This window comes from Paracoccus salsus (assembly GCF_021556615.1).
Taxonomy (GTDB): domain Bacteria; phylum Pseudomonadota; class Alphaproteobacteria; order Rhodobacterales; family Rhodobacteraceae; genus Paracoccus; species Paracoccus salsus.
Window position 1 is genome coordinate 484,891 of sequence record NZ_JAKGGD010000002.1, and the last position, 22,220, is coordinate 507,110.

23 protein-coding genes are annotated in these 22,220 nt (G+C 66.6%); 9 read left to right on the forward strand and 14 right to left on the reverse strand.

The annotated features are described in order from the left end of the window. Positions 1-14: 14 nt before the first annotated feature. Entirely contained in the window at positions 15-614 is a 600-nt protein-coding gene (locus tag L1965_RS05700) for an HNH endonuclease (protein ID WP_235755433.1), read from the forward strand. Here L1965_RS05700 and L1965_RS05705 read toward each other — a convergent pair. From L1965_RS05705 to L1965_RS05720, 4 genes are all read right to left on the reverse strand, one after another. Next, a complete protein-coding gene (locus L1965_RS05705; protein WP_235755434.1) occupies positions 587-1,225 on the reverse strand; it encodes a DUF1638 domain-containing protein in 639 nt (212 codons plus the stop codon). The two genes, L1965_RS05700 and L1965_RS05705, sit on opposite strands and share 28 nt — an antisense overlap. Next, positions 1,209-1,382 carry a hypothetical protein gene (locus L1965_RS05710; RefSeq protein WP_235755435.1) on the reverse strand — a complete coding sequence of 58 codons (174 nt, stop codon included), beginning with the start codon at positions 1,380-1,382 and terminating at the stop codon, positions 1,209-1,211. The genes L1965_RS05705 and L1965_RS05710 overlap by 17 nt, the downstream gene beginning before the upstream one ends. 190 nt (positions 1,383-1,572) lie before the next feature. Next, positions 1,573-2,208: an NrsF family protein gene (locus L1965_RS05715; RefSeq protein ID WP_235755436.1), complete on the reverse strand. Its 636-nt coding sequence runs from the start codon at positions 2,206-2,208 to the stop codon at positions 1,573-1,575. Next, positions 2,208-2,762, reverse strand: a complete 555-nt coding sequence (locus tag L1965_RS05720; RefSeq protein ID WP_235755437.1) for a sigma-70 family RNA polymerase sigma factor — start codon at positions 2,760-2,762, stop codon at positions 2,208-2,210. Before L1965_RS05720 ends, L1965_RS05715 begins: the two co-directional genes overlap by 1 nt. 155 nt (positions 2,763-2,917) lie before the next feature. Between L1965_RS05720 and L1965_RS05725 the strand changes: the two genes are divergently transcribed. The 3 genes from L1965_RS05725 (at position 2,918) to L1965_RS05735 (ending at position 4,836) form a co-directional block, all read left to right on the forward strand. After that, positions 2,918-3,199: a BufA1 family periplasmic bufferin-type metallophore gene (locus tag L1965_RS05725; RefSeq protein ID WP_235755438.1), complete on the forward strand. Its 282-nt coding sequence runs from the start codon at positions 2,918-2,920 to the stop codon at positions 3,197-3,199. 70 nt (positions 3,200-3,269) lie between these two features. After that, entirely contained in the window at positions 3,270-4,112 is an 843-nt protein-coding gene (gene bufB, locus L1965_RS05730) for an MNIO family bufferin maturase (protein ID WP_235755439.1), read from the forward strand. Further along, entirely contained in the window at positions 4,096-4,836 is a 741-nt protein-coding gene (locus L1965_RS05735; protein WP_235755440.1) for an HvfC/BufC family peptide modification chaperone, read from the forward strand. The genes bufB and L1965_RS05735 overlap by 17 nt, the downstream gene beginning before the upstream one ends. 79 nt (positions 4,837-4,915) lie before the next feature. On the opposite strand, the gene dapA is transcribed toward L1965_RS05735, so the two are convergent. Beyond that, complete coding sequence (gene dapA, locus L1965_RS05740; protein ID WP_235755441.1) at positions 4,916-5,791, reverse strand: 4-hydroxy-tetrahydrodipicolinate synthase; 876 nt, start codon at positions 5,789-5,791, stop codon at positions 4,916-4,918. A gap of 118 nt (positions 5,792-5,909) precedes the next feature. On the opposite strand from dapA, the gene L1965_RS05745 reads away from it, so the two are divergent. After that, positions 5,910-7,979: a lytic transglycosylase domain-containing protein gene (locus L1965_RS05745; protein ID WP_235755442.1), complete on the forward strand. Its 2,070-nt coding sequence runs from the start codon at positions 5,910-5,912 to the stop codon at positions 7,977-7,979. On the opposite strand, the gene L1965_RS05750 is transcribed toward L1965_RS05745, so the two are convergent. The 3 genes from L1965_RS05750 to L1965_RS05760 form a co-directional block, all read right to left on the reverse strand. Further along, the gene (locus tag L1965_RS05750) at positions 7,976-8,932 is read right to left on the reverse strand and encodes a DMT family transporter (protein ID WP_235755443.1); all 957 of its coding nucleotides are present in this window, start codon (positions 8,930-8,932) and stop codon (positions 7,976-7,978) included. The two genes, L1965_RS05745 and L1965_RS05750, sit on opposite strands and share 4 nt — an antisense overlap. 112 nt (positions 8,933-9,044) lie before the next feature. Further along, positions 9,045-9,836, reverse strand: coding sequence for an inositol monophosphatase family protein (locus tag L1965_RS05755; protein ID WP_235755444.1), 792 nt, complete (start codon positions 9,834-9,836; stop codon positions 9,045-9,047). Between the two features lie 56 nt (positions 9,837-9,892). After that, positions 9,893-10,807 (reverse strand): LysR family transcriptional regulator, encoded by a 915-nt coding sequence (locus tag L1965_RS05760; RefSeq protein ID WP_235755445.1) that lies wholly within the window; start codon positions 10,805-10,807, stop codon positions 9,893-9,895. Between the two features lie 88 nt (positions 10,808-10,895). Between L1965_RS05760 and metF the strand changes: the two genes are divergently transcribed. Then, on the forward strand, positions 10,896-11,774 hold the full coding sequence (gene metF / locus L1965_RS05765; RefSeq protein ID WP_235755446.1) for a methylenetetrahydrofolate reductase [NAD(P)H]: 879 nt from the start codon (positions 10,896-10,898) through the stop codon (positions 11,772-11,774). A 3-nt stretch (positions 11,775-11,777) separates the two neighbouring features. On the opposite strand, the gene L1965_RS05770 is transcribed toward metF, so the two are convergent. After that, the gene (locus tag L1965_RS05770; protein ID WP_235755447.1) at positions 11,778-12,905 is read right to left on the reverse strand and encodes a T6SS phospholipase effector Tle1-like catalytic domain-containing protein; all 1,128 of its coding nucleotides are present in this window, start codon (positions 12,903-12,905) and stop codon (positions 11,778-11,780) included. Positions 12,906-12,940: 35 nt separating this feature from the next. After that, positions 12,941-14,095, reverse strand: coding sequence for a type III PLP-dependent enzyme (locus tag L1965_RS05775; protein WP_235755448.1), 1,155 nt, complete (start codon positions 14,093-14,095; stop codon positions 12,941-12,943). A 171-nt stretch (positions 14,096-14,266) separates the two neighbouring features. Between L1965_RS05775 and L1965_RS05780 the strand changes: the two genes are divergently transcribed. Further along, the gene (locus L1965_RS05780; RefSeq protein ID WP_235755616.1) at positions 14,267-14,698 is read left to right on the forward strand and encodes an Lrp/AsnC family transcriptional regulator; all 432 of its coding nucleotides are present in this window, start codon (positions 14,267-14,269) and stop codon (positions 14,696-14,698) included. 3 nt (positions 14,699-14,701) lie between these two features. Here the strand turns inward: L1965_RS05780 and L1965_RS05785 are convergent, their stop codons facing one another. Further along, positions 14,702-15,352, reverse strand: coding sequence for a winged helix-turn-helix transcriptional regulator (locus tag L1965_RS05785; RefSeq protein WP_235755449.1), 651 nt, complete (start codon positions 15,350-15,352; stop codon positions 14,702-14,704). Positions 15,353-15,429: 77 nt separating this feature from the next. Between L1965_RS05785 and L1965_RS05790 the strand changes: the two genes are divergently transcribed. Together L1965_RS05790 and L1965_RS05795 are read left to right on the forward strand one after the other, a co-directional pair. After that, positions 15,430-16,149 (forward strand): DUF1428 domain-containing protein, encoded by a 720-nt coding sequence (locus L1965_RS05790; protein WP_235755450.1) that lies wholly within the window; start codon positions 15,430-15,432, stop codon positions 16,147-16,149. 167 nt (positions 16,150-16,316) lie between these two features. Next, on the forward strand, positions 16,317-19,367 hold the full coding sequence (locus L1965_RS05795; RefSeq protein ID WP_235755451.1) for a valine--tRNA ligase: 3,051 nt from the start codon (positions 16,317-16,319) through the stop codon (positions 19,365-19,367). Between the two features lie 27 nt (positions 19,368-19,394). Here the strand turns inward: L1965_RS05795 and L1965_RS05800 are convergent, their stop codons facing one another. From L1965_RS05800 to L1965_RS05810, 3 genes are all read right to left on the reverse strand, one after another. Beyond that, positions 19,395-20,504: a pyridoxal phosphate-dependent aminotransferase gene (locus tag L1965_RS05800; protein ID WP_235755452.1), complete on the reverse strand. Its 1,110-nt coding sequence runs from the start codon at positions 20,502-20,504 to the stop codon at positions 19,395-19,397. Positions 20,505-20,570: 66 nt separating this feature from the next. Continuing rightward, entirely contained in the window at positions 20,571-20,807 is a 237-nt protein-coding gene (locus L1965_RS05805) for an Lrp/AsnC ligand binding domain-containing protein (protein ID WP_235755453.1), read from the reverse strand. A 33-nt stretch (positions 20,808-20,840) separates the two neighbouring features. Next, a complete protein-coding gene (locus tag L1965_RS05810) occupies positions 20,841-22,214 on the reverse strand; it encodes an MATE family efflux transporter (protein ID WP_235755454.1) in 1,374 nt (457 codons plus the stop codon). Between the last annotated feature and the right edge of the window lie 6 nt (positions 22,215-22,220).

Genomic DNA, 22,220 nt, shown 5'->3' on the forward strand with positions numbered 1-22,220 from the left:
AGCGGGAAAGCAGCATGCTGGACGAACATCATCACAGGGAATTCCGGACCCAGTTCGTGCGAGAACCGGCCGGGCTACGCCATCATCCGGCACTGGTGCTGAACGCGGATTATCGGCCGCTGAGCTACTATCCGCTGTCCCTGTGGCCCTGGCAGGAGGCGATCAAGGCGGTCTTTCTGGATCGGGTCACCATCATCGCCGAGTATGAGGAGGTGGTCCGAAGTCAGCGGCAGGTGTTCCGAATCCCGTCCGTCGTCGTTCTCAAGGATTACGTAAGACCCCAGAAGCGCGTGGCATTCACGCGCTTCAATCTTTTTCTGCGCGACGAATTCTGTTGCCAGTATTGCGGCGCGAAGGGCGATCTGACCTTCGACCACGTCGTGCCGCGGTCGCGCGGCGGTGTGACCAGCTGGGAAAACGTCGTTGCGGCCTGCAGCCCGTGCAACCTGCGCAAGGCCAATCGCAGCCTGCGTCATTCCGGTCTTTCGCTGCGCCGCAGGCCGCACCAGCCGTCTCCCGATGAAATGCACGCGGTCGGGCGTCGGTTTCCGCCAAACCACCTGCATGACAGCTGGATGGATTTTCTTTACTGGGACGCCGAGCTGGAAAGCTGAGCCAGAACGTCGGGCAGGTCGCCATAAGCCGTCGCACGCCGTTCATAACGCAGCCCCAGGCGCCGCGCCGCCTCGGCGGCCTTTTCGTCCAGCGCGGGATCGTCGGTCTGGGCCAGATAGATCAGACGGTCGTAATGGGCGAAATACATGTCGCGCAGCTGCGGGTGCCGATCCAGCCCCATGGCCCGCCAGACGAAGGCATCGAACTGCCGGACCAGGAAATCAGTCAGGTAGAAGGCGGTGAATTCGGTGTCGGCCCGCGCCGCATTGGCCTCGACTCCATCGAAGAACGCGTAGCAATGCGGGCCGGGGATCATCGGGACCCCCAGCTGGTCACAGCGGGCCTGCAGCAGCCCGCCGGTGCCGCAATCCGCATAGACCACGATGATGCTGTCGTAGTCTGGCCCATGGCGCCGGACGGCCGCTTCGACGGCGTCGGGGATACGCTCGGGGCGCAGATGAAGGTCGGCAGGAAGGCAATGCAGGTCCATGTGCGTCCAGCCATTCGCGTCCCTGATCGCCAGCAATTCGCGTGCCAACGCCCCGCAGGCCAGCAGCAGGCAGCGCGAGGGCAGGACGGCATCCGGGGCGGGCTCAGCCCTCGTGGTCATGAACGCGGCGATGACGAAGATGCATCCATGCCGCCGCGCCAAGCACGATCAGCGCCAGGACGACTTCCGGGACGCCGGCGGCAAAGCTTGCCAGCAGGGTCAAAGCGGCGGCCATGACGACGGCCAGGATCAGCATCAGGAAATGCGGCAAAGGCATGGTGCGAACTCTCCTCCCCCCCAATATGGGTCCAAGAGCGCGCCTTGAAAAGCCTGCCGTGAAAATCCGCGCGAGTTTCAGCCGCAACTTTGCGCAGAGCCAGCCCTGAATTGCCCGCGTGCTCGGCAGATCGCGTATCGGGGCGCGGATCGGCCTGCGCCGCCGGAATGAACAGCCCGCAGCGATTCGCCTACCAGCGCAGCATCCGTCTTGCCATCAGCGCACCCAGCGCGGTCACGATCATGATCCCCAGACTGTACCAGGTCAGGAAGAACAGCGGCGCATCCTCGTCGCAATGCAGGGCATAGATGGCGGCGGCAAGACCGCCCGAAGCCAGTCCCAGCAGCGCCCCGCTGCGCGCCGGCGCAGTGCTGGCGCCCTCGCTCAGGATCCTCAGTCCGACGACCAGCGGGACGATGCCGACCAGCGTCACCGAGGTCAGGCAGATCAACGCCGTGCTGCCCCGAATCTGTGGCCACAACGCGCCCGGCGGGGCTGAGACCGCCGCCAGGACCAACCACAGCATCGCCATCAGCGCCACGGTCACGGACAGCCACTGCGCGGGCGCGCTGCGGACCTGCGGACGCGCCAGACGCAGCGCGGCGCGCAGGGCCGGCAGGGCCGCGGCCAGCGGCAACACCCATTTCATCAGCGTGACCGGGTCGGCCAGCGCCGCAAGCAGATCCGGACGGATGCCCAGCACCCCCAGGGCGACCGCGGCCGACCCTGCAAGCCCGACGCCGGCATGGGCCATGAGCCGCGGCGCGATCGGGCGTGGCGGTGTGTCATCCGCGCCAAGCAGCGCGACAAGATCGTCGGTCCGCATCACTCCACCTCCTGCCGCAGCCGTGCCAGACGCTGCAAGGCACGGTGCAGGGCGACCCGCAACGCACCCGGCGTCAGCTCCAGCCGCGCACCACATTCAGCCTTGCCGCGCTCTTCCAGGGCCAGGCAGCGCAGCAACGCTGCATCGCGTTCGGGCAGGCGATCAATCAGCGTTTCCGCATCGCGCTTCTCCAACCTGTCGGGCTCGGGCGCGGCCGGCAGCGTCTCGGCAAAATCCTCCACCGGCAGGTGCACGCTGCGGCCGCGTCGCCGGAAGGCGTCCACCAGCTTGTGCCGCGCGATGGCATAGATCCAGGGGCGCAGCGGCAGGCCGCTGTCCCAGGTCGCGCGTTTCAGGTGGATCGCCAACAACGTCTCTTGCAAAACATCCTCGCACCAGCTTGCATCCATGCCGGGCGCACGGGCCCGGATCAACCCGCGCAGCACCGGCGTCATCGCGATGAGAAGCTGTCGATAGGCAGCCTGATCGCCCGCGATCGCGGCACGCATCAGGTCCGACCAGTCCGGTTCCGGCTTTGCGCCGCTCTTCGTCATCGCTCTTCCTTACGTCGCGCACAGTGCCAGCGTTACAGCATCAGGACTGGCCGGTCCGCATATCACGTCTCGGTGATCGAAGTAACGGGTTGGCGGTTTCCTCCGACTGGTCATGCGGGACGGCACCGCCGCCCGCAAACCAAAAGGAGAGCTAGATGATGACCCCGAAATTTGCCGCAGCCCTTGCCACAGCCATCAGCCTTGCCGGCGTCGCCGCCCATGCCGACGAGACCAAGACCGATGGCGAGATGGAGAAATGCTACGGCGTCGCGCTGGCCGGCGAAAACGACTGCGCGGCAGGCCCCGGCACGACCTGCGCCGGGACCTCGACCACGGACTATCAGGGCAACGCCTGGAAGCTGGTTCCTGCGGGCACCTGCGCCGAGATCGAGACGCCGGCCGGTCATAACGGCTCGCTGGAGCCGATCGAGATGTGAGCCGAACCTCGGGGCGGCCCGCTGAGGGCTCGCCCCGACCCCTCATGCGCCAATCACCAAGGACATTCCGATGCCCCTGCCCGCCCAAGCCGGACTTGGTTTCAAGCCGCAGCATTTTCCCGCAATCCGCGACATCAAGCCCGATCTGGGGTTCTTCGAGGTCCATGCCGAGAACTACATGGGGGACGGCGGCGCGCCCCACGCCATGCTGTCCGCCCTGCGGCAGGATTACGCGATCTCGATCCATGGCGTGGGGCTGTCGATCGGCGGGCCGACGCTGGACCCCGCCCATCTGGCGCGGGTCCGGGCGCTGTGCGATCGCTATCAGCCCGACAGCTTTTCGGAACATCTGGCCTGGTCCAGCCATGGCGCGGAATATCTGAACGACCTGCTGCCCCTGCCTTATACGGGCGCGACGCTGGATCGCGTCTGCGACCATGTGGACCGGGTGCAGGAGGTGCTGGGCCGTCGCCTGCTGCTGGAAAACCCGGCGACCTATGTGATCTTCGCGCAAAGCGAGATGCCCGAAACCGAATTCCTGTCCCGGATTGCCCGCCGCACCGGATGCGGCCTGCTGCTGGATGTGAACAACGTCTTTGTCAGCTGCGTCAATCACCGCGCCGATCCGCTGGCCTGGCTGGACGATTTTCCGCTGGACCTTGTCGAAGAGATCCATCTGGGCGGCCATGACGAAGAGGAGCTGCCCTCCGGTCCGTTGCTGATCGATTCGCACGGGGCCGAGGTGGCACAGCCGGTCTGGGCCCTCTATGCCGAGGTGCTGGACCGCGCCGGTGCGTTGCCGACACTGGTCGAATGGGACAACGACGTGCCCGAATGGCCGGTGCTTCATGCCGAGGCGGCACGCGCCGCCGCCATGATCGCGGATCGGAGACAGCATGCCGCAGCGCAGTGACCCGTGCCGGGACGTCACGCCCGATTTCCGCGCCGCGCTGGCCGGCGGCCCGGTGCCGGGCTGCGTGACCGCAAGCGACCCTGACGAAATCGCCCGGCGCTTTGCCGTCTATCGCAACAATGTCGCCCACAGCCTGCGCGAGGCCCTGGCCCGTCGTTTCCCGGCGGTCCGGCGCCTGGTCGGGACAGAGTTCTTCGCTGCGATGGCGGCAGAGTTCATCGCCGCGCATCCTCCGCGCACGCCCGTTCTGCAGGATTGGGGCGACGCCTTCGCGACGTTTCTGGACGGGTTTCCGCCGGTCGCGACGCTGCCCTATCTGGGCGACGTGGCACGGATCGAATGGGCGCGCGGTCGCGCCTATCACGCCGCCGACGCCACCGCGCTGCCGACCGATCGTCTGACCGACGCCGAACCGCTGCGGCTGCACCCGTCGCTGCGGCTTGTGCCGCTGTCCCACCCGGCCGTGGCGATCTGGCGCGCGAACCAGCCTGGCCGCGACGGCAAGCCGCGCGCGATCGGCCCGCAGATCGCGCTCATCTGGCGCAGGCCCGACTTCGATGTCTCGGTCGAGGCAATTTCGCCAGCAGACGCAAGCCTTGTCCACGCCCTGATGGCCGGTCGGCCGCTGGCCGTTGCCGGCCTGCTCACCGACCCGGTGCCGATGCTGACCCTGCTGCTGCGCGATGGGCTGATCTGCGAGCATGAGAACAGTCCGGAGCGCTGATCGCGCCCCGCCCCGGCAGCGCCCCGCCCCGGGAGCGCGTCGTCCGACAGCGTGCCGCCCGTCCTGGCAGGCCAGCCGCTCAGATCAGCCCGGCATGGGCCAGTGCCGCGTCGATCAGGCGCCGCGTCGGCTCGGTCAGCGGCACCAGCGGCAGGCGCACGCGCTCGTCGCACAGACCCAGCCGCGACATCGCGTATTTTGCGCCGACCAGACCCGGCTCGACGAAGATCGCGTGGTGCAGCGGCATCAGCTTGTCCTGAAATTCCAGCGCCAGCGCGTAGTCGCCGCGCAGGGTCGCCTCCTGGAACTGGGCGCACAGCCTGGGCGCGACATTGGCCGTCACGCTGATGCAGCCGACGCCGCCATGCGCGTTGAAACCCAGCGCGGTCGCGTCTTCGCCCGACAGCTGGACAAAGTCCGGCCCGCAGGTGATCCGCTGCTGGCTGACGCGCTCCAGCCGCCCGGTCGCGTCCTTGACGCCAATGATGCCGGGCAGACGCGACAGCACGCCCATCGTCTCGGGCAGCATGTCGATCACCGAACGGCCGGGGATGTTGTAGATGATGATCGGCAGGTCCACCGCCTCGGCCAGCGCGGTGTAATGGGCGATCAGCCCGGCCTGCGTCGGCTTGTTGTAATAGGGGGTCACGACCAGCGCGGCATCAGCCCCGACCTCTTGCGCGTGGCGGATCAGCCCGATCCCCTCGCGGGTCGAGTTCGAGCCCGCTCCGGCGATGACCGGGATCCGGCCGGCGACGGCCTTGACGACCTCTTCCACCACCAGCCGGTGTTCGTCATGGGTCAGTGTCGGGCTTTCGCCGGTGGTGCCGACCGGCACCAGTCCGTGCGTTCCCTGATCCACATGCCATTCCACCAGTTTCTTCAGCGTGTCCAGATCCACCTCGCCGTCCGGGTCGAACGGCGTGACCAGTGCGGGCAGAGACCCCTTGAACATGACACGCTCCTTGATGATCCTTGAATGTCGCGCCTAACTAGCTTCGGCCGGCTGTCTTGCCAAGGATGTGAATTGCACGCGGCGGCGAAGGCGGCGACACAGGTGGATGATGGGACGATTGCGCGACATTTTGGGTGCGGCCGTGCTGTCGGTCCTGACTCTGGCCACGTCCGCCGTGGCCGAAGACAAGGGCGCGATGGCGCTGGCACTGGCGGCTGCGGACAGCCGCGACTGGGCGACCGCGCGCGACGCGGCGCGCCGGTCCGGCCCGGTTGCCGAGGCGCTGGTCGGGTGGCAGGCCCTGCGCGCCGGCGTCGGCGCGTTCGACGACTACCTGGAATTCGTCCGCGACCACCCTGACTGGCCCGGCCTGGCCCAGTTGCGGGAACGCGGCGACACGCGGTTGCGACCCCAGCTTCCGGCCGCCCGGATCCGCGAATGGCTCTCGGACCGCCTGCCGACGACGCTGCGTGCAGAGACCGCCTATCTGTCGGTGCTGGGCGATCGCGAGGCGCGCGACGAACGGGCCCGTTTCTGGACCCATGTTCCGCTGGATGCCGCCGATGAAGCGGCATTCCTGGAAAGCCATCAGGACGAGCTGACACCGCTGGTGACCGCGCGTGCCGTGGCGATGCTGGACCAGCAGGACTGGCGGCAGGCAGAACGGCTGCTGGACCTTCTGCCCGAGGCCGATCGTCCGCTGATCGTCGCCCGGATCGCGCTTCTGGCGCGGCGAACCGGCGTGGACGACCTGATTCTGGCGCTGCCTGACCCGGATCGCGCCGATCCCGGCCTGACCATGGACCGCTTCCTGTGGCGCGTCCGCGCCAAGGTCCACGACGGCGCACAACAGCTGATGCTGGAGGCGTCCACCAGCGAGGCGGCGCTGCGCGTGCCCGAGATCTGGGCGCCCATGCGCGTCGATTACGCCCGGCTGGCGATGCGCAACGGCGACTGGGCGCGGGCCGAAAAGCTTGCAGCGCCGCATTTCCTGACGCCCGACAGCCGGCACTACGCGGATCTTGAGTGGCTGGCGGGCTTCGCCGCCCTGAAACAGGGCGCCGCCGATCGCGCGCTTGACCATTTCCTGCATCTGGAAACGGTCGTGGGCAGCGCGATCAGCACCTCCCGCGCGCTTTACTGGCAGGGCCGCGCGCACGAGGACCTGGGCGACCGCGCCGCAGCACGGGCGGCCTATGTCCGCGCCGCCGAAAAGCCCGGCGTCTATTACGGGCAACTGGCTGCCGAAAAGGTCGGCAGGGTGATGACCGCCGACCATGCGGTGCAAGGCAAGGGGATCGAGACCCTGCCCGACTGGCGTGGAGCCCTGCGCGACAACAGCGTCTTCCAGGCGGGCCTGTGGTTGCTTGCGACAGGCCGGATGGACGAGGCGCAGCGCTTCTTCCTGCATCTGTCGGAAACCGCGCAGCCCGACGACATCGCCCGCATGGCCCGGCTGATGATCGAGGCCGGCGCCCCCTGGCACGGGCTGCGACTGTCCAAGCGTGCCGCCGATCAGGGCGCGATCTATCCGGCGGCGCATTTTCCGCTTACCGGGCTGGAACAGGCCGATCTGGGCCTGCCGCCCGAGCTGGTGATGTCCATTGCGAGGCAGGAATCCGAATTCAACCATACCGTCAGCAGCCATGTCGGCGCGCGTGGGCTGATGCAGTTGATGCCCGGCACCGCCGAGCAGATGGCCCGCCAGCTTGGCATGCCCTATCAGCCGGGCCGGCTGACCACTGATCCGTCCTACAACGCCCGCCTTGGCGCGGCCTATCTGGCCGGCTTGCGTGACCGGTTCGGAAGCTCGACCGCGCTGACGGCTTCGGGCTACAATGCCGGGCCGGGCCGGCCGGCGCGCTGGCTGAAGGATTTCGGAGACCTGCGGCGCGATGGCGATCCGGTGGAATGGGTCGAGCTGATCCCCTTCGACGAGACCCGCAACTATGTGATGCGGGTCACCGAGGCCATGCCCATCTATCGTGCGCGCATCCACGGCAAACCCGCGCCGATCGTTCCGACATGGGACCTGACCGGGGGCGGGCTGATGCCCCCTCCGGTCGCGCGCCTGACCCTGGCGCTGTCGGCGCGACCGCCGCAAAAGCCGTTCATCGGCCCGCGCCTGCCCTCGGACTGGACCATGCCCGTGATGGCCGACGCCGACGCAACCGGCGAGGCGGGCTAGGCCGTTTTCACCCGCGTCCGCCACAGCGTGAACAGCCCCGCCAGCACGACGATCGCCGCGCCCATGACGACATTCGGGCGCAGAACCTCGGAAAACACCAGCACGCCGAGGATGCTGACCCAGACAAGCTGGGTGTAGGCAAAGGGTTGCAGCGCGGACGCCTCGGCCATTTCATAGGCCCGGATCAGAAGGTAATGCGAGGTTATCCCGCACAGGCAAAGCCCGGACATCCACAGCCAGTCGATCGGCGCCAGCCATTGCCAGTCCCAGATGCCGACAATCGTGATCGCCACGGCGCCAGCGATCCCGGTCCAGAAGAAGCTGACCATCGAGGGATCGTCGCGCGACACATGCCGCGTCAGCAGGCCATAAAGCGCGAATATCAGCGCGGCGGCCAGCGGAAGCAACGATTCGATCCGCATCACACCGCTGCCCGGCTGCAGGATGACCAGGATTCCGCAGAACCCGATCGCGATCGCGGTCCAGCGGCGCCAGCCCACCTTCTCGCCCAGCACCGGCCCGGACAGCGCCGCGACCAGCAGGGGATAGACGGTGAAGACGGCATGGGTTTCGACAAGCCCCAGGCGCACGAACGCCTCGACCATGATCAAGACCTCGAAGACCAGCAGCACCCCGCGGGCGATCTGGGTCAGGGGCCGCCTGGTCCGCATGGCACGCTTCAACCCGCCCGGCTGCCGGGACACCAGCGCGATCACGAAGGCCGCGAACGCCCAGTAGCGGATCATCACGACCAGAACCGGCGGATAGCCCTCGCCCAGGATGCGCGAGAACACGTCCTGCATGGCGAAGATCAGCGCTGTGGCGCACATCAGCAGGATCGCCAGCCGCGTGCGGTCTCGGATCGGTGGCCGCGTCTTCGGCGGCACCGGCGGAGGCGCAGAGGCAGAGGCCGCCGTGGCGGCATAGGGGGGTGTGTCGTGATCGTGCGGCATGATCGCGTTCCAAGGATGGACCGGCCATGCGCCGTCGGCGCGGCAAGGTCAAGGCAAGGCTGATTTGCAGTCAGTGCAAACCTGAATGGCCAGGCCGCGACAGCCGCCGCGATCAGTCGCGGCTGCGGATGATCCTCGCGAAAGCGTCGAAGACCTGCGCGTTCGCGGCGATCATCCGGCCCGATTCAAGCGGGTCGTCGCCGTCGCGGATGCCTTCGACAAACCCGCCCGCCTCGCGCACCAGAAGGATGCCTGCCGCCACGTCCCAGGGCTGGTTTCCGCGCTCCCAGTAGCCGTCGTAGCGGCCGGCGGCGACATAGGCCAGATCCAGCGAAGCCGCGCCCAGACGGCGGACCCCCGCCGTCAGCGGCATCAGCCGGGCCAGGTCCTGCAATGCGGCCGGCAGCGGTCCGCGCCCGGCGAACGGGATGCCGGTTGCAAACAGCGAATCGTCCAGACGGCGGCGCCCGGAGACCCGCAGCCGCTGGTCGTTCATGAACGCCCCGCCGCCCTTTTCCGCGAAGAAAAGCTCGTCCTTCGCGGCGTCAAAGATCACGGCCGCGACGATTTCCTTCTTGTGTTCCAGCGCGATGCTGACGGCCCAGTGCGGCAGCCCGTGCAGGAAATTCGTGGTTCCGTCCAGCGGGTCCACGATCCAGCGCCGGGTCGGGTCCTCGCCGGCCTCTTCGCCGGTTTCCTCGCCCAGCCAGCCGTAAGTCGGTCGGGCGCCGCGCAATTCCTCCTTGATGATCCGCTCGGCCTCGCGATCGGCCCGGGTGACGAAATCGCCCGCGCCCTTGACGCTGACCTGAAGGTTCTCGACCTCGCGGAAATCCTTGACGAGGATGCGGCCGGCCTTGCGGGCGGCCTTGATCATGATGTTGAGATTGGCGCTTGCCATCATTCGCTCCGGTATGAGGTTGGGCGGGTCATAGGGGCAAGCGGCGCAAATGCCAAGGATCACGCAGCGGCGCCGCGCAGCATCCGCAGGGGTTCGGTGCGCGAAAGCCGCAGCACATGCGCCATGTAGGGCTGCGCCAGATCGTCCTCGCGTACGGCGGCGTAGAGGCGGCGCAGCAATCCGCCCCGACCCAGCGGCAGCATGGCCAGTTCGGGATTGGCGGCCTCGCGGCGAAGCACCCAGTCGGGCATCACCGCGACCCCGCGCCCCGAGGCGACCAGCATCAGCGACACCGCGGTCAGTTCGACCGTGCGCTGCTGCGCCGGCTCGACCCCGGCAGGGGTCAGGAACTGGCTGAAAACATCCAGCCGCCCGCGATCCATCGGATAGGTGATCAGCGTCTCGGCCGCCAGATCCTGCGGCTCGGCATGGCCCTTCGCGACCAGCGGATGCCCAGCCGGGACGACCAGTGTCGGGGCATAGTCGAACAGCGGCTGATAGGTCACCCCCGGCACATCCTCGGGGTCCGAGGAAATCACCAGATCGACCTCTTCCCGCGCCAGCGCAGGCAACGCCCCGAAAGCCAGCCGCTGCCGGATATCCACATCCACGTCGGGCCAGGCACGGCGAAAGATGTCCAGAACCGGCAGCAGCCAGTCGAAACAGGCGTGGCATTCCATCGCGATATGCAGCCTGCCGATCCGTCCGGCCTCGACGCCCTTGAATTCGGCCTCGGTCGCGGCGACCATCGGCAGGACCTGTTCGGCCAAGCGCAGCAGGCGCATCCCCGCCGCCGACAGCCGCATCGGCTTGGTCCGGCGGACGAACAGCTCGACCCCGGCCTGCTCCTCGAGGCCCTTGATCTGGTGCGACAAGGCGGACTGGGTGATGTTCAGCGTCTCGGCGGCGCGCGCAAGTCCGCCCTCCTGGTGGATGGCGCGAACCGTCCGAAGATGGCGCAGTTCCAGATGCATGTGAACCTCTTTCAAGTTAATCTTGAAGATTATGAATTTGTCTCACAGGTAATGACATGGCACAAGATGGGAAAGGAAAGGAATCGTCATGCCCCGCACGGCCCCCAAGATCAGCTTCGAGTTCTTCCCGCCCAAGACGCTCGATGCCTCGTTCCGGCTGTGGGAAGCGGCGCGCGCGCTGGCACCGCTGGAGCCCGATTTCGTCTCTGTCACCTATGGCGCGGGCGGGACGACCCGCAAGCTGACCCACGACGCGGTGACGACGATCAACCGCCATTACGGGCTGGATGTCGCCGCCCATCTGACCTGCGTCGAGGCAACCCGCGCGGAAACGATGGAGATCGTGCAGTCCTATGCGGATGCCGGTATCCGCGAGATCGTGGCGCTGCGGGGCGATGCGCCCAAAGGCGCGGACCGTTTCACAACCCATCCCGATGGATTCGCGAATTCGGTCGAACTGATCGAAGCGATCGCGGCTCGCGGCGACATGACCATCCGCGTCGGCGCCTATCCCGAACCGCATCCCGACAGCGCCGACACGGATGCCGATGTGGCATGGCTGAAGCGCAAGATCGACGCCGGCGCGTCCAGTGCGATCACGCAGTTCTTCTTTGAGCCGGAAACATTCTTCCGGTTCCGCGACAAATGCGTCAGGGCCGGCATCGACGCGCCGATCATTCCCGGCATCCTGCCCATCCAGGGCTGGGCCGGCGCAAAGCGGTTCGCACAAGGATGCGGAACGCAGATCCCGCAATGGGCCGAGGATGCCTTCGCGGACGCCATCCGCGATGGCGGCGACGGGGAACGCCTGCTGGCAACGGCGATCTGTACGGAACTGTGCGACACGCTGATCGAGGGCGGCGTGGACCGGCTGCATTTCTACACGCTGAACCGCCCCGAGATGACCCGCGATGTCTGCGCTGCGCTTGGGGTCCAGCCGCGCCGGCAACTGGAAGCGGTGGCCTGACCGTCAGGCTCGCCGGACCCCGATATCGGGGTCGGCGTCATCGCGCGGCTCCTCGATGTCGGGTCCGGCCGCTGCCCGAAGCCGAAGAAAGCCGCGACGCGGCCGTTTCCGTTCATCCTCTGCGGCCAGATGCCCGACCAGCAACGCCGGCCCTGGATAGCTGTCGCGATCGACGCTGGAATGCAGCGCCTCGGTGTCGAAACGCCCGGACATGCGCGGCGCGCGCGCCAGAAACGCCTTGCCCCAGAATCGCCATGAGCCGATCGGTGGCGCGGTCGGATCGCAGGGGAACTGGTCGCGCCACCCACTCGGCAGCGGCAAGCCAACCGATTCCGCACGCCCCAGCATCCAGACAAGCGGAATGTTGGCAAGCGGGCGGGCAAATTCCAGGCCCCGCAGCTGACCCCCGATATCGGCATGCGCGCCGCGAAACCAGGTCTGTTCGATCCGCTCGGCCAGGCAGTTGTCATCCCACAGGATCGGGGCGAAGGCCGCCCGCGTCTCGTCCAGCGCCAGCGCCTGGAAGCCATGCTCGACCTCGGCCACCAGATGGGCGTCGTGAAAGCGGAAACGCGGCTCGGCGAGCATCCACAGAAACGGCAGGCGCACCCCGAACGCCGTGACGGTATCGAAACAGCCCACCATCCGGATCGGTGCCGCCGGCCAGCAGCGCCTGGCGCGAAACCGCGCCATGTATTTCTCCGAGCCACCATTGCGGTAATAGTTCCAGGCGGTGCGGGTGTTGCGTTCGGTCGCGGCCTCGGCGCGCAACAGCCCGACCCGACCGATCATGCCCGTCAGGCTGCGCACCGCGAAAGCGCCGCGCGAATAGCCGATGAGGAAGATCAGATCCCCCTTGCGATAGCCCGAGGCCAGCCAGCCATATGCGTCGATGATGCGCCGTTCCAGCGCGCGCCCCATCGCAAGCTCCGGCAGGGTGCGCAACTTGTTCCATTGCTGGCCCATGCCGTAATGCAGCCTCAGTCGCGGTCGGGGCGAAGGCAGCTCGCCCATCGCCCCGCTCAGCAATGCATGGATGCGCCCGATCGAACTGCGACGCCCTTCGGCGAGCGAGGCGAAGGTGCCGTCCATCAGCACCACGTGGATCGTGATTGGGCGATTCTGTAACATCGTCCCAAGGCTAGCATGGCTGTCTTAGAAATTGGTTAGCCCAGGGACAGGACTGTCGCATTCGTCATTGCGCCGAATCCGTTGAAGCGCGTGTTGGTGACGGTGGAATACGCCCCTGCACCGTGGAATATGACGTAATCCCCCTCGGCGATGTCGGCAGGCATGCCCAGTTCGCCGGGCAGCCGGTCAACGGAATCGCAGGTCGGCCCGAAGATCACCCGGCCCGATCGTTCTGCGTCGCGCGGCCTGCCTTGCGGAGTGAGGACCTCGATCCGGTCAAGATTGCCGACGATGGGCAGTTCGGCGAGCCCGCCATACACGCCGTCATTCAGGAATATGCTTGCGCCGTCACGGATGCCCTTGACGCGGGTGATCAGCGAAAAGGCGTCGGCGCACAGGCCGCGACCCGGCTCGCAGACCAGCGCCGGAGCGTCGTCTCCGAAGCTTTCGGCAACGGTATCCGCGATCTCGCTGAAGATCGCGCCAAGATCAGGATCCACGCCGGCGACACGATGCGAGGGAAATCCGCCACCCACATTCAGCCGCCTCGCCGGCACCCCGGCCATGTCGCAAATCTCGCGCGCAACGCGGATGTAGCTTTCCCATGCGATCGGATCGACGCACTGGGTTCCCGGATGGAAGGTCAGCGACGGAATATAGCCGCGCTCTGCCACCAGCCCCAGCAACTCGGCCGCAAGCTCGGGCGTGGCCCCGAATTTCGAACCGAAATCATAGACCGCGCCCAGGACCGGCAGCTTGAAGCGCGGCGAGATCTCGACGCCTTGATCGCCGACCCGGGTCGGCACCATCTCGAAAAGCTTTTCCAGTTCGCTGCGGCTGTCCACCGACCACGAGGTGATTCCGGCCTGCACGGCATGGGCAATCTCGGACCGGGCGCGAACCGGGTTGTGATAATGGCGCGCGGCCTGCGGCGCCATGCGCCCGATCAGGTCGATCTCGAAGGGCGAGGCCACATCGAAGCCGCGAATGCCCGCCGTCACCAGGTTCTGGATCACCGCCTCGTCCGGGTTCGACTTGACGGCGTAGGTCACAAGACCGGGGAAACCGTCCAGAAACTGCCTGGCCCGCTCTTGCAAGGCGGTCGGCGCGAACACCATCACCGGATCCTCTGGCTGAAGATGGCGGATGAGGTCGGCCGGATTGCTCCAGACGGTCTTGTGATGTCCCATTCATGGTCCTTTCCTACGGTCAGTCAGGGCGGATCGGGGGCAGAAGGCCCAAAACCCAGAATGGCGCTTTTGAGTTCCAGTTTCATCAATGAAAAGGATAGATTTGCCCTGTCGCGCGGTTAATATGCCGGAACTGGTGGCGATTTGACGAAACAGGCTGGGGCAATGGCAGTGGACGATCTGGACCAAAGCATTCTAGCCCAGCTGGCGCAGGACGCGCGGATGTCGGTGGCCATGCTGGCTCGGCGGCTGAAGGTGGCGCGGTCGACTGTCCAGGCGCGCCTGGAGCGGCTGGAAAGCTCGGGCGCGATCGCGGGCTATACGCTGCGGCTTGGCGAAACGGCGCGGCTGTCGCTGATCCGCACCACCGTGCTTCTGGTGATCGAACCGCGCAGCCTTCCGGGCATTCTGGCCCGGTTGCGGACCATGCCCCAGGTCGAACGCATTCACACCACCAGCGGCCGCGTCGACCTGCTGCTGCAATTGGGAACGTCTTCGACCGCGCAGCTTGACGACATTCTGGACCGGATCGGGGGGATCGAAGGCGTCCGGTCATCGGAAAGCCTGATCCACCTGTCCACCAAGCTGGACCGTGCGGTCTGACACTCAGCGAAGGCTGAACAGGCCCACGAAGCCCTGCGCCGCGCCGCCGTTGCCCGACAGCGAGATCACGCCTTGCGCCGCCAGATCCTGCAAGCTTTCGCGACCATAGACCGCCCGCGCCAGCGCGTTGCCTTCACCATCCAGGATGAAATCGGCGCCGGCGGGCTGCGCGGCCTCGACGCGCAGGATGCCGTCGCCTGCCAACCGCAGGACAAAGCTCTCCGGTCCCGACCGGAACCCGGCGGACACCTGCCAGCCCTGCGCCGCAGCCGAGTCGATCATCGCCGTCATCGAAATCATCAACGCCGTCGGACTGATGAACCGGCGCGGATCATGGCCGGGATGCGTCGCCCCCCAGCGACACATGGCCTGCAAGACCGGCAGCAGGTCGCGCCCTGACGCGGTCAGGGCATAGACGCCCAGATCGTCATCATGCATCACGACCCCGGCCTGCGCCAGCTGCCCCAGCCGCTGCGTCAGGACGCTGGCCGTGACCCCTGGCAGGCCGGCACGGATCACCTGAAAACGCTTGGGCCTCAGCATCAGCTCGCGCACGACAAGCAGGGCCCAACGGTCGCCGATCACATTCAGCGCGTGGGCCGCAAGGCAGCCCTCGTCATAGCGGATGCGCGCGGTCTTGCCTGCTTCGGTCACGCACTCATGGTATTGGTTGCTTTTTCATACCGCAAGCCTCATGCTTCGATCCAGCGAGCATCCGGGGGGAGGGTGGAATGAGCTATTATACGGGCTTTGTCGCGGCCGTGCCGAATGCCAGCAAGCAGGCCTATATCGATCATGCCAAGGCCGCCTGGCCCATGTTCAGCAAGCGCGGCGCACGGCGGATGGTCGAATGCTGGGGCGAGGATGTCCCGCACGGCACGCTGACCGATTTCCATCGCGCCACACAGGCACGGCAGGACGAGACGCCGGTCTTCTCGTGGATCGAATGGCCTGACCGTGCGACCGCCGATGCGGCCTGGCAGTCGATCATGGAAGACCCGCAGATGCAGGCCATGGGCGAGATGCCCTTTGATGGCAACAGGATGTTCTGGGGCGCATTCAGCCCGATCGTCGAGGACGGCGAAAGCCAGCCCGGCCGCTATGTTCAGGGCTTCGTTCTGGCCGCCCGGGCCGACATGAAACAGGCCTATATCGACATGGCGCGCAGCGCGTCGCAGATGTTTCGCGATCACGGCGCCACATATCAGATCGAATGCTGGGGCGAGGATGTTCCGCACGGAAAGCTGACCGATTTCTACCGCGCCGCCGATGCCCAGGAGGGCGAAGTGCCGCTGTTCTCATGGATCGAATGGCCGGATCGGGCGACCTGCGACACAGCCGCCCGCAAGATGGAGGCCGAGATGGCCGATTTCCAGATGCCGGCCGAGATGCCGTTCGACGGCAAGCGGATGTTCTGGGGCGGTTTCTCACCCATCCTGGACCAGGGCTGAGGACACCGCCGATGCGCACCGGTGGCGCCTGTGCAGGCCTGTGCGCCGCGATTCCGTCACCTTTTCCCGTTCAGGACCTGATCCCCGACGGTTTCCTCTGGCCGCTGCATCTTGGCCTTTGCGTGCCCATTCGTTAAGCCATTCCCCAAGCAAGGGGATCTGCCAGCATGACGATGGACAAGAGTTTTGACGCCAGGGCCGCCGAGGCCCGCATCAGCGCCGAATGGGAACGCGCCAACGCCTTCGCGGCCGGGGCCAATGCCTCGCGCGGCGAAAGCTTCAGCGTGATGATCCCGCCTCCCAACGTGACCGGCAGCCTGCATATCGGCCACGCCTTCAACAACACGTTGCAGGACATCCTCGTGCGCTGGCACCGGATGCGGGGCTTCGACACGCTGTGGCAGCCGGGCCAGGACCATGCCGGCATCGCGACCCAGATGGTGGTCGAACGGCAGATGGCGCTGCGCGGCGAGCCGGACCGGCGCGAGATCGGCCGCGATGCCTTTGTCGAAAAGATCTGGGCATGGAAACAGGAATCCGGCGACACGATCATCAACCAGTTGAAGCGTCTGGGTGCGTCCTGCGACTGGTCCCGGAACGCCTTCACGATGTCCGGCGCCCCCAGCGCACCGGCGGGGGAGGACGGCAATTTCCACGACGCGGTGATCCGGGTTTTTGTCGACCTCTACGACAAGGGCATCATCTATCGCGGCAAGCGGCTGGTGAACTGGGACCCGCATTTCGAGACGGCAATCAGCGATCTGGAGGTCGAGAACCGCGAAGTGCAGGGCCATATGTGGCATTTCAGGTACCCGCTGGCCGATGGCGAGACCTATGACTATGTCGAACGCGACGCGGACGGCAACGTCACCCTGCGCGAGACGCGCGACTATATCAGCATCGCCACCACCCGTCCCGAAACCATGCTGGGCGACGGCGCGGTGGCGGTTCACCCGGACGATGCGCGCTACGCCCCCATCGTCGGCAAGCTGTGCGAAATTCCGGTCGGGCCGAAGGCGCATCGCCGCCTGATCCCGATCATCACCGACGACTATCCCGACCCCGATTTCGGCTCGGGCGCGGTCAAGATCACCGGCGCACATGATTTCAACGATCATGGTGTGGCGACTCGCAACGGCATCCCGCTTTACGCGCTGATGGACGGCAGGGGCGCGATGCGCGAGGACGGCCTGTCCTACGAGGAAAGCGCAGCCATCGCCACGCGCGCCGCGAAAGGCGAGGATGTGGGCGACGTGTCGGCCGTCAACCTCGTGCCCACCGATCTGCGCGGGCTGGACCGCTATGACGCCCGCAAGCGGGTGATCGAGGCGATCACGGAAGAAGGGCTGGCGGTCACCGACGCCGAGGGCAACCCGGTGGTCGAATCGAAGCGGATCGTTCAGCCATTCGGCGACCGCTCGGGCGTGGTGATCGAACCGATGCTCACCGATCAGTGGTTTGTCGACACGCAGCGCATTGTCGGCCCCGCGCTGGCTGCTGTCCGCGACGACCGGACCCGGATCCTGCCCGAGCAACACAAGAAGGTCTATTTCCACTGGCTCGAGAATATCGAGCCCTGGACGATCAGCCGCCAGCTTTGGTGGGGACATCAGATCCCGGTCTGGTACGGGCTCGACCTCAGGATCGAGAACTTCGTCGATGACGAGGGCGATGGTGCGCTGGACGAGGTCGAGATGTTCGGCCTGCTGGTGGACGGGCTGGTCCATACCGGCCGCCGCCAGCATTGCGCCGCAACCTTCGAGGCGGTCCGGAAGAAGTTCCGGGACGACATCGCCGGGCTGCCGCAGCCGCTGGAAATCAGCCGCGTGGTCGAGGTCGCGGACCGCGAGGCCGCCATCGACCTGCTGTCGCAAAGCCTGGCCGACTACACGCTGTCGCAGGACCCGACCCATCTGGTCTATCCGGTCTGGCGCGATCCCGATGTCCTGGACACCTGGTTCAGCAGCGGCCTGTGGCCGATCGGCACGCTTGGCTGGCCCGAAGACACTCCCGAAATGCGGAAATACTTTCCGACCGACGTGCTGGTGACCGGCTTCGACATCATCTTCTTCTGGGTCGCCCGAATGATGATGATGCAGCTTGAGGTGGTGGGGGACGTGCCCTTCCACACCGTCTATGTCCACGGCCTGGTGCGCGACGAGAAGGGCGCGAAGATGTCGAAGTCGAAGGGCAACGTCATCGACCCGCTGACCCTGATCGACGAATATGGCGCCGACGCGCTGCGTTTCACGCTGACCAGCATGGCCGCGATGGGCCGCGACCCCAGGCTGGGTCCGAAACATGTCGAGGCGAACCGCAACTTCGTCACCAAGATCTGGAACGCCACCCGCTTTGCCGAAATGAACGGCGTGCGTGGCGGCGGCGCCCGTCCCGAACCGCAGCACACGGTGAACCGCTGGATCATCGGAGAGGTCGCGCATATCCGCCAGGCCACGGACGCGGCGCTTGAAACCTATCGCTTCAACGACGCGGCAACCGGTCTTTACGCCTTTGTCTGGGGCAAGGTCTGCGACTGGTATGTGGAATTCGCCAAGCCGCTTTTCGATGGCCCCGAGGCCGAGGAAACCCGCGCCACGATGGGCTGGGTCCTGGACCAGTGCTATCTGATGCTGCACCCGATCATGCCCTTCGTGACCGAAGAGCTGTGGGCGCTGACTGGCGATCGCGGCAGGATGCTGGTCCATGGCGACTGGCCGGACTATGGCGACGAACTGATCGACCCCGCCGCCGACCGGCAGATGAACTGGGTGATCGCGGTGATCGAGGGGCTTCGCTCGGCTCGCGCGCAGATGGGCGTGCCGGCCGGGGCAAGGCTGGACCTGATCGTCACCGAGGCCGACGAAGCCGCGCGGACGGCCCTCGCCGCGAACGGCCCGCTGATCGAACGGCTGGCGCGCGTGAACCCGGCCCGGGACGGCGTGGCAGCGAAGGGAATGATCTCGGTCGCCGCGCAGGGCGCCAGCTTCGCGCTGCCGATCGAAGACGTCATCGACGTGGCGGCCGAGACGGCGCGGCTGGAAAAGTCCCGGGCCAAGGCCCGCAAGGACGCCGACGGGCTGAAGGCCCGCCTGTCGAACCCGAAATTCGTCGCGAACGCCGAGCCCGAGGTGATCGACGAGACGCGCGACAAGCTCGCCGCGCTGGAGGATGACATCGCCCGGCTGCAGACGGCACTGGCGCAGCTGGCGGCGATGTGACCCTGTCCCGCCGGGCCCGGCGCCGCTTCACGCGGGGCCGAGCCGGGCCAGCACGCGCGGCAGCGCATCTTCCAGCGCGTCCAGCTCGGCCGAAGGGCCGCAACTGATGCGGATGCAGCGATCCAGCGGGGCGACGCCCGGCATGCGGACGAAGATGCCCTCGGCCTCCAGCGCCGCGACCAGCGCGCGGGCATGGTCGCCGTCGGCCCCGGTGTCCAGCGCCACGAAGTTCGTCGCCGAGGGCAGCGCGGTCAAACCGTTCATGGCGCCGATTCGTCCGATGCGGTCGCGCGCGGCGGCCATGTTGGCCACGACATGCGCCAGCCAGTCCTGATCGCCCAGCGCCGCCAGCGCGCCCGCCTGCGCGATACGGTTCACCCCGAAATGATTGCGGATGCGCTCGAATCCGGCGATCAGGTCGGGATGCCCGATCGCATAGCCGATCCGGGCACCCGCCAGCCCGTAGGCCTTGGAAAAGGTCCGCATGCGGATCACACGCGGATCATCGGCTGAAATCCGCGGCAGAGCCTCGGCGGGCGCGAACTCGATATAGGCCTCGTCCAGAACCAGCAACGTGTCCTTTGGCAGGCTGTCAAGCATCCCCCGGATCGCCGCGCCCGAATGCCAGGACCCCATCGGATTGTCGGGATTGGCCAGATAGACCAGCCGCGCGCCGCTGTCATGCGCGCGCGCCGCAAGCGCCGCGAGGTCCTCGCTATCGTCGCGATAAGGGACCTTGTGCAGCACCCCGCCAAAGCCTGCGACATGATAGTTGAAGGTCGGATAGGCGCCGTCCGAAGTCACCACCGCATCCCCCGGTGCGACCATCAGCCGGACCAGATTGCCCAGCAGCGCGTCCACGCCTTCGCCCACGGTGACGCTGCCCACCGGAATTGCGAGATGGGCGGACAAGGCTTGCAGCAGATCGTGGCTGGTGGAATCGCCATATTGCCAGATCTCGGGCACCGCCGCCCGCATCGCCGCAATCGCCGCCGGGCTGGGTCCGAAGCCGTTCTCGTTCGCGCCCAGCCTCGCCGCGAAGCGTCGGCCAAGGCGGCGTTGCAATGTCTCGGGACCGACAAAGGGCACGGTGGCAGGCAAGGCTGCGGGAATCGGGGCGAAGGGCGGTATCTTCATGGCCCCGATTGGTCGCCGATTTCGCCGCCACCCGCAAGCGTCAGGCGACCGCGGCCTCGGGGTCGATCAGAACGCGCGGAACGTCATCGTCGTCAGCGTGCGGCTGATATGGGGAATGTCGAACAGCCTGTCCGACAGGAACCGGCCGACATCCTCGTCCTCGGGGATATAGACCTTGGCCAGCAGATCGTAATCGCCCGAAGTCGAGTAAAGCTCGCTGACGACCTCGCGGTCATAGATCGCCTCGGCAACCTCGTAGGTCTTGCCGGGCTCGCAGCGGAACTGGACGAAGACTGGACGCATCGCTGACCTCCTGAAGGAACTGCCGGGCGCAGGTTAGACCGGAGCCAGAGGCGCGGTCCAGTCCCCCCGCGCGTGACCGCGCCAGAACCGCACCAGCAGCAGGACGGCAGCCACCGTCAGCCCGGCGACCAGGCCCAGCCACAATCCCGGCGCCCCCAAGCCCAGCGGGAACGCCAGGCCCCAGGCAATGGGCATCCCGATGACCCAATAGCTGAACCCGGCGATCCACATCGGCACGCGGGTGTCGTGGACGCCGCGCAGCAGCCCCAGCGCCACGACCTGCATCGCATCGGTCAACTGGAACAGGGCCGCATAGAACAGCAGCCCCGCACCGATGGCGACGATCTCCGCCGCCTGCGGATCGGCCGGGTCAAGATACATCCGCACCAGCGGCTCGGGAAGGATCAGATACAATGCCATCGCCAGCACCGCAAAGCCAAGCGACAGGGCCATGACCGCCATGGCCGCATCGCGCATCCAGACCGGATCGCCCCTGCCCTTGGCCTGGCCGATCCGCACCGTTGCCGCGTTCGACAGCCCCAGATGCGCCATGAAGGTAATCGAGGTGATCTGAAGCGCGATGCCATGCGCAGCCAGCTCCTGCGTGCCGATCCAACCCATCATCAGGTTCGAGGCGACAAACAGCCCGCCCTCTGCCAGCATGGTGATGCCGATCGGCAGTCCCAGCCAGAAGATCTCTCGGAAGGCCGGCCAGTCGGGCCGCCAGAAGCGCTGGAACAGATGGAATTTCCGCGCCAGTGGCAACCAGGCTGCATAGAGGACCAGCATGGCCAGCTGCGTGACCTGCACCGACAGGCTGGCGATCGCCGCGCCGCGCACGCCCAGTTCCGGTGCACCCAGATTGCCGAAGATGAAGACCCAGTTCATCGCGACATTCAGCGGCAGCCCAGCCAGCGTGACCCACATGACGACCTGCGTCCGCTCAAGCGCGGCCAGATAGGAATTCAGCGTCAGACCGGCCAGCATCGGCAGCAACCCCCAGCCGGCGATCCGCAGATAGTCCTGGGACAGTTCGGATATCAGCGCCGTCTGCCCCAGCGCCAGCAATATCCCCTCGGACCACCACATCAGCGGCATCATCAGGATCGAGAAGAGCCCTGACAGCCACAGCGCCATGCGGGTTCCACGCCGGACTTCGGTTTCGTCGCCACGCGCCATGGCGGTCGCGATCAACCCCATCACGCCAGTCCCGAAGCCCATGCCCAGGAAAAACAGGATGATCAGGAACGAGGTCGCGATCACCAGCGCCGCCAGCTGCTCGACCCCGAACCAGCCGACCATGACCGTGTCGCTGACCCCTATGGCCATGCGCGCCAGGTGGCTGCCAATCAGCGGCAAGCCCAACGACAGCGTCGCGGCGACATGGGGAGCATAGCGTCCAAGCATGCCTAT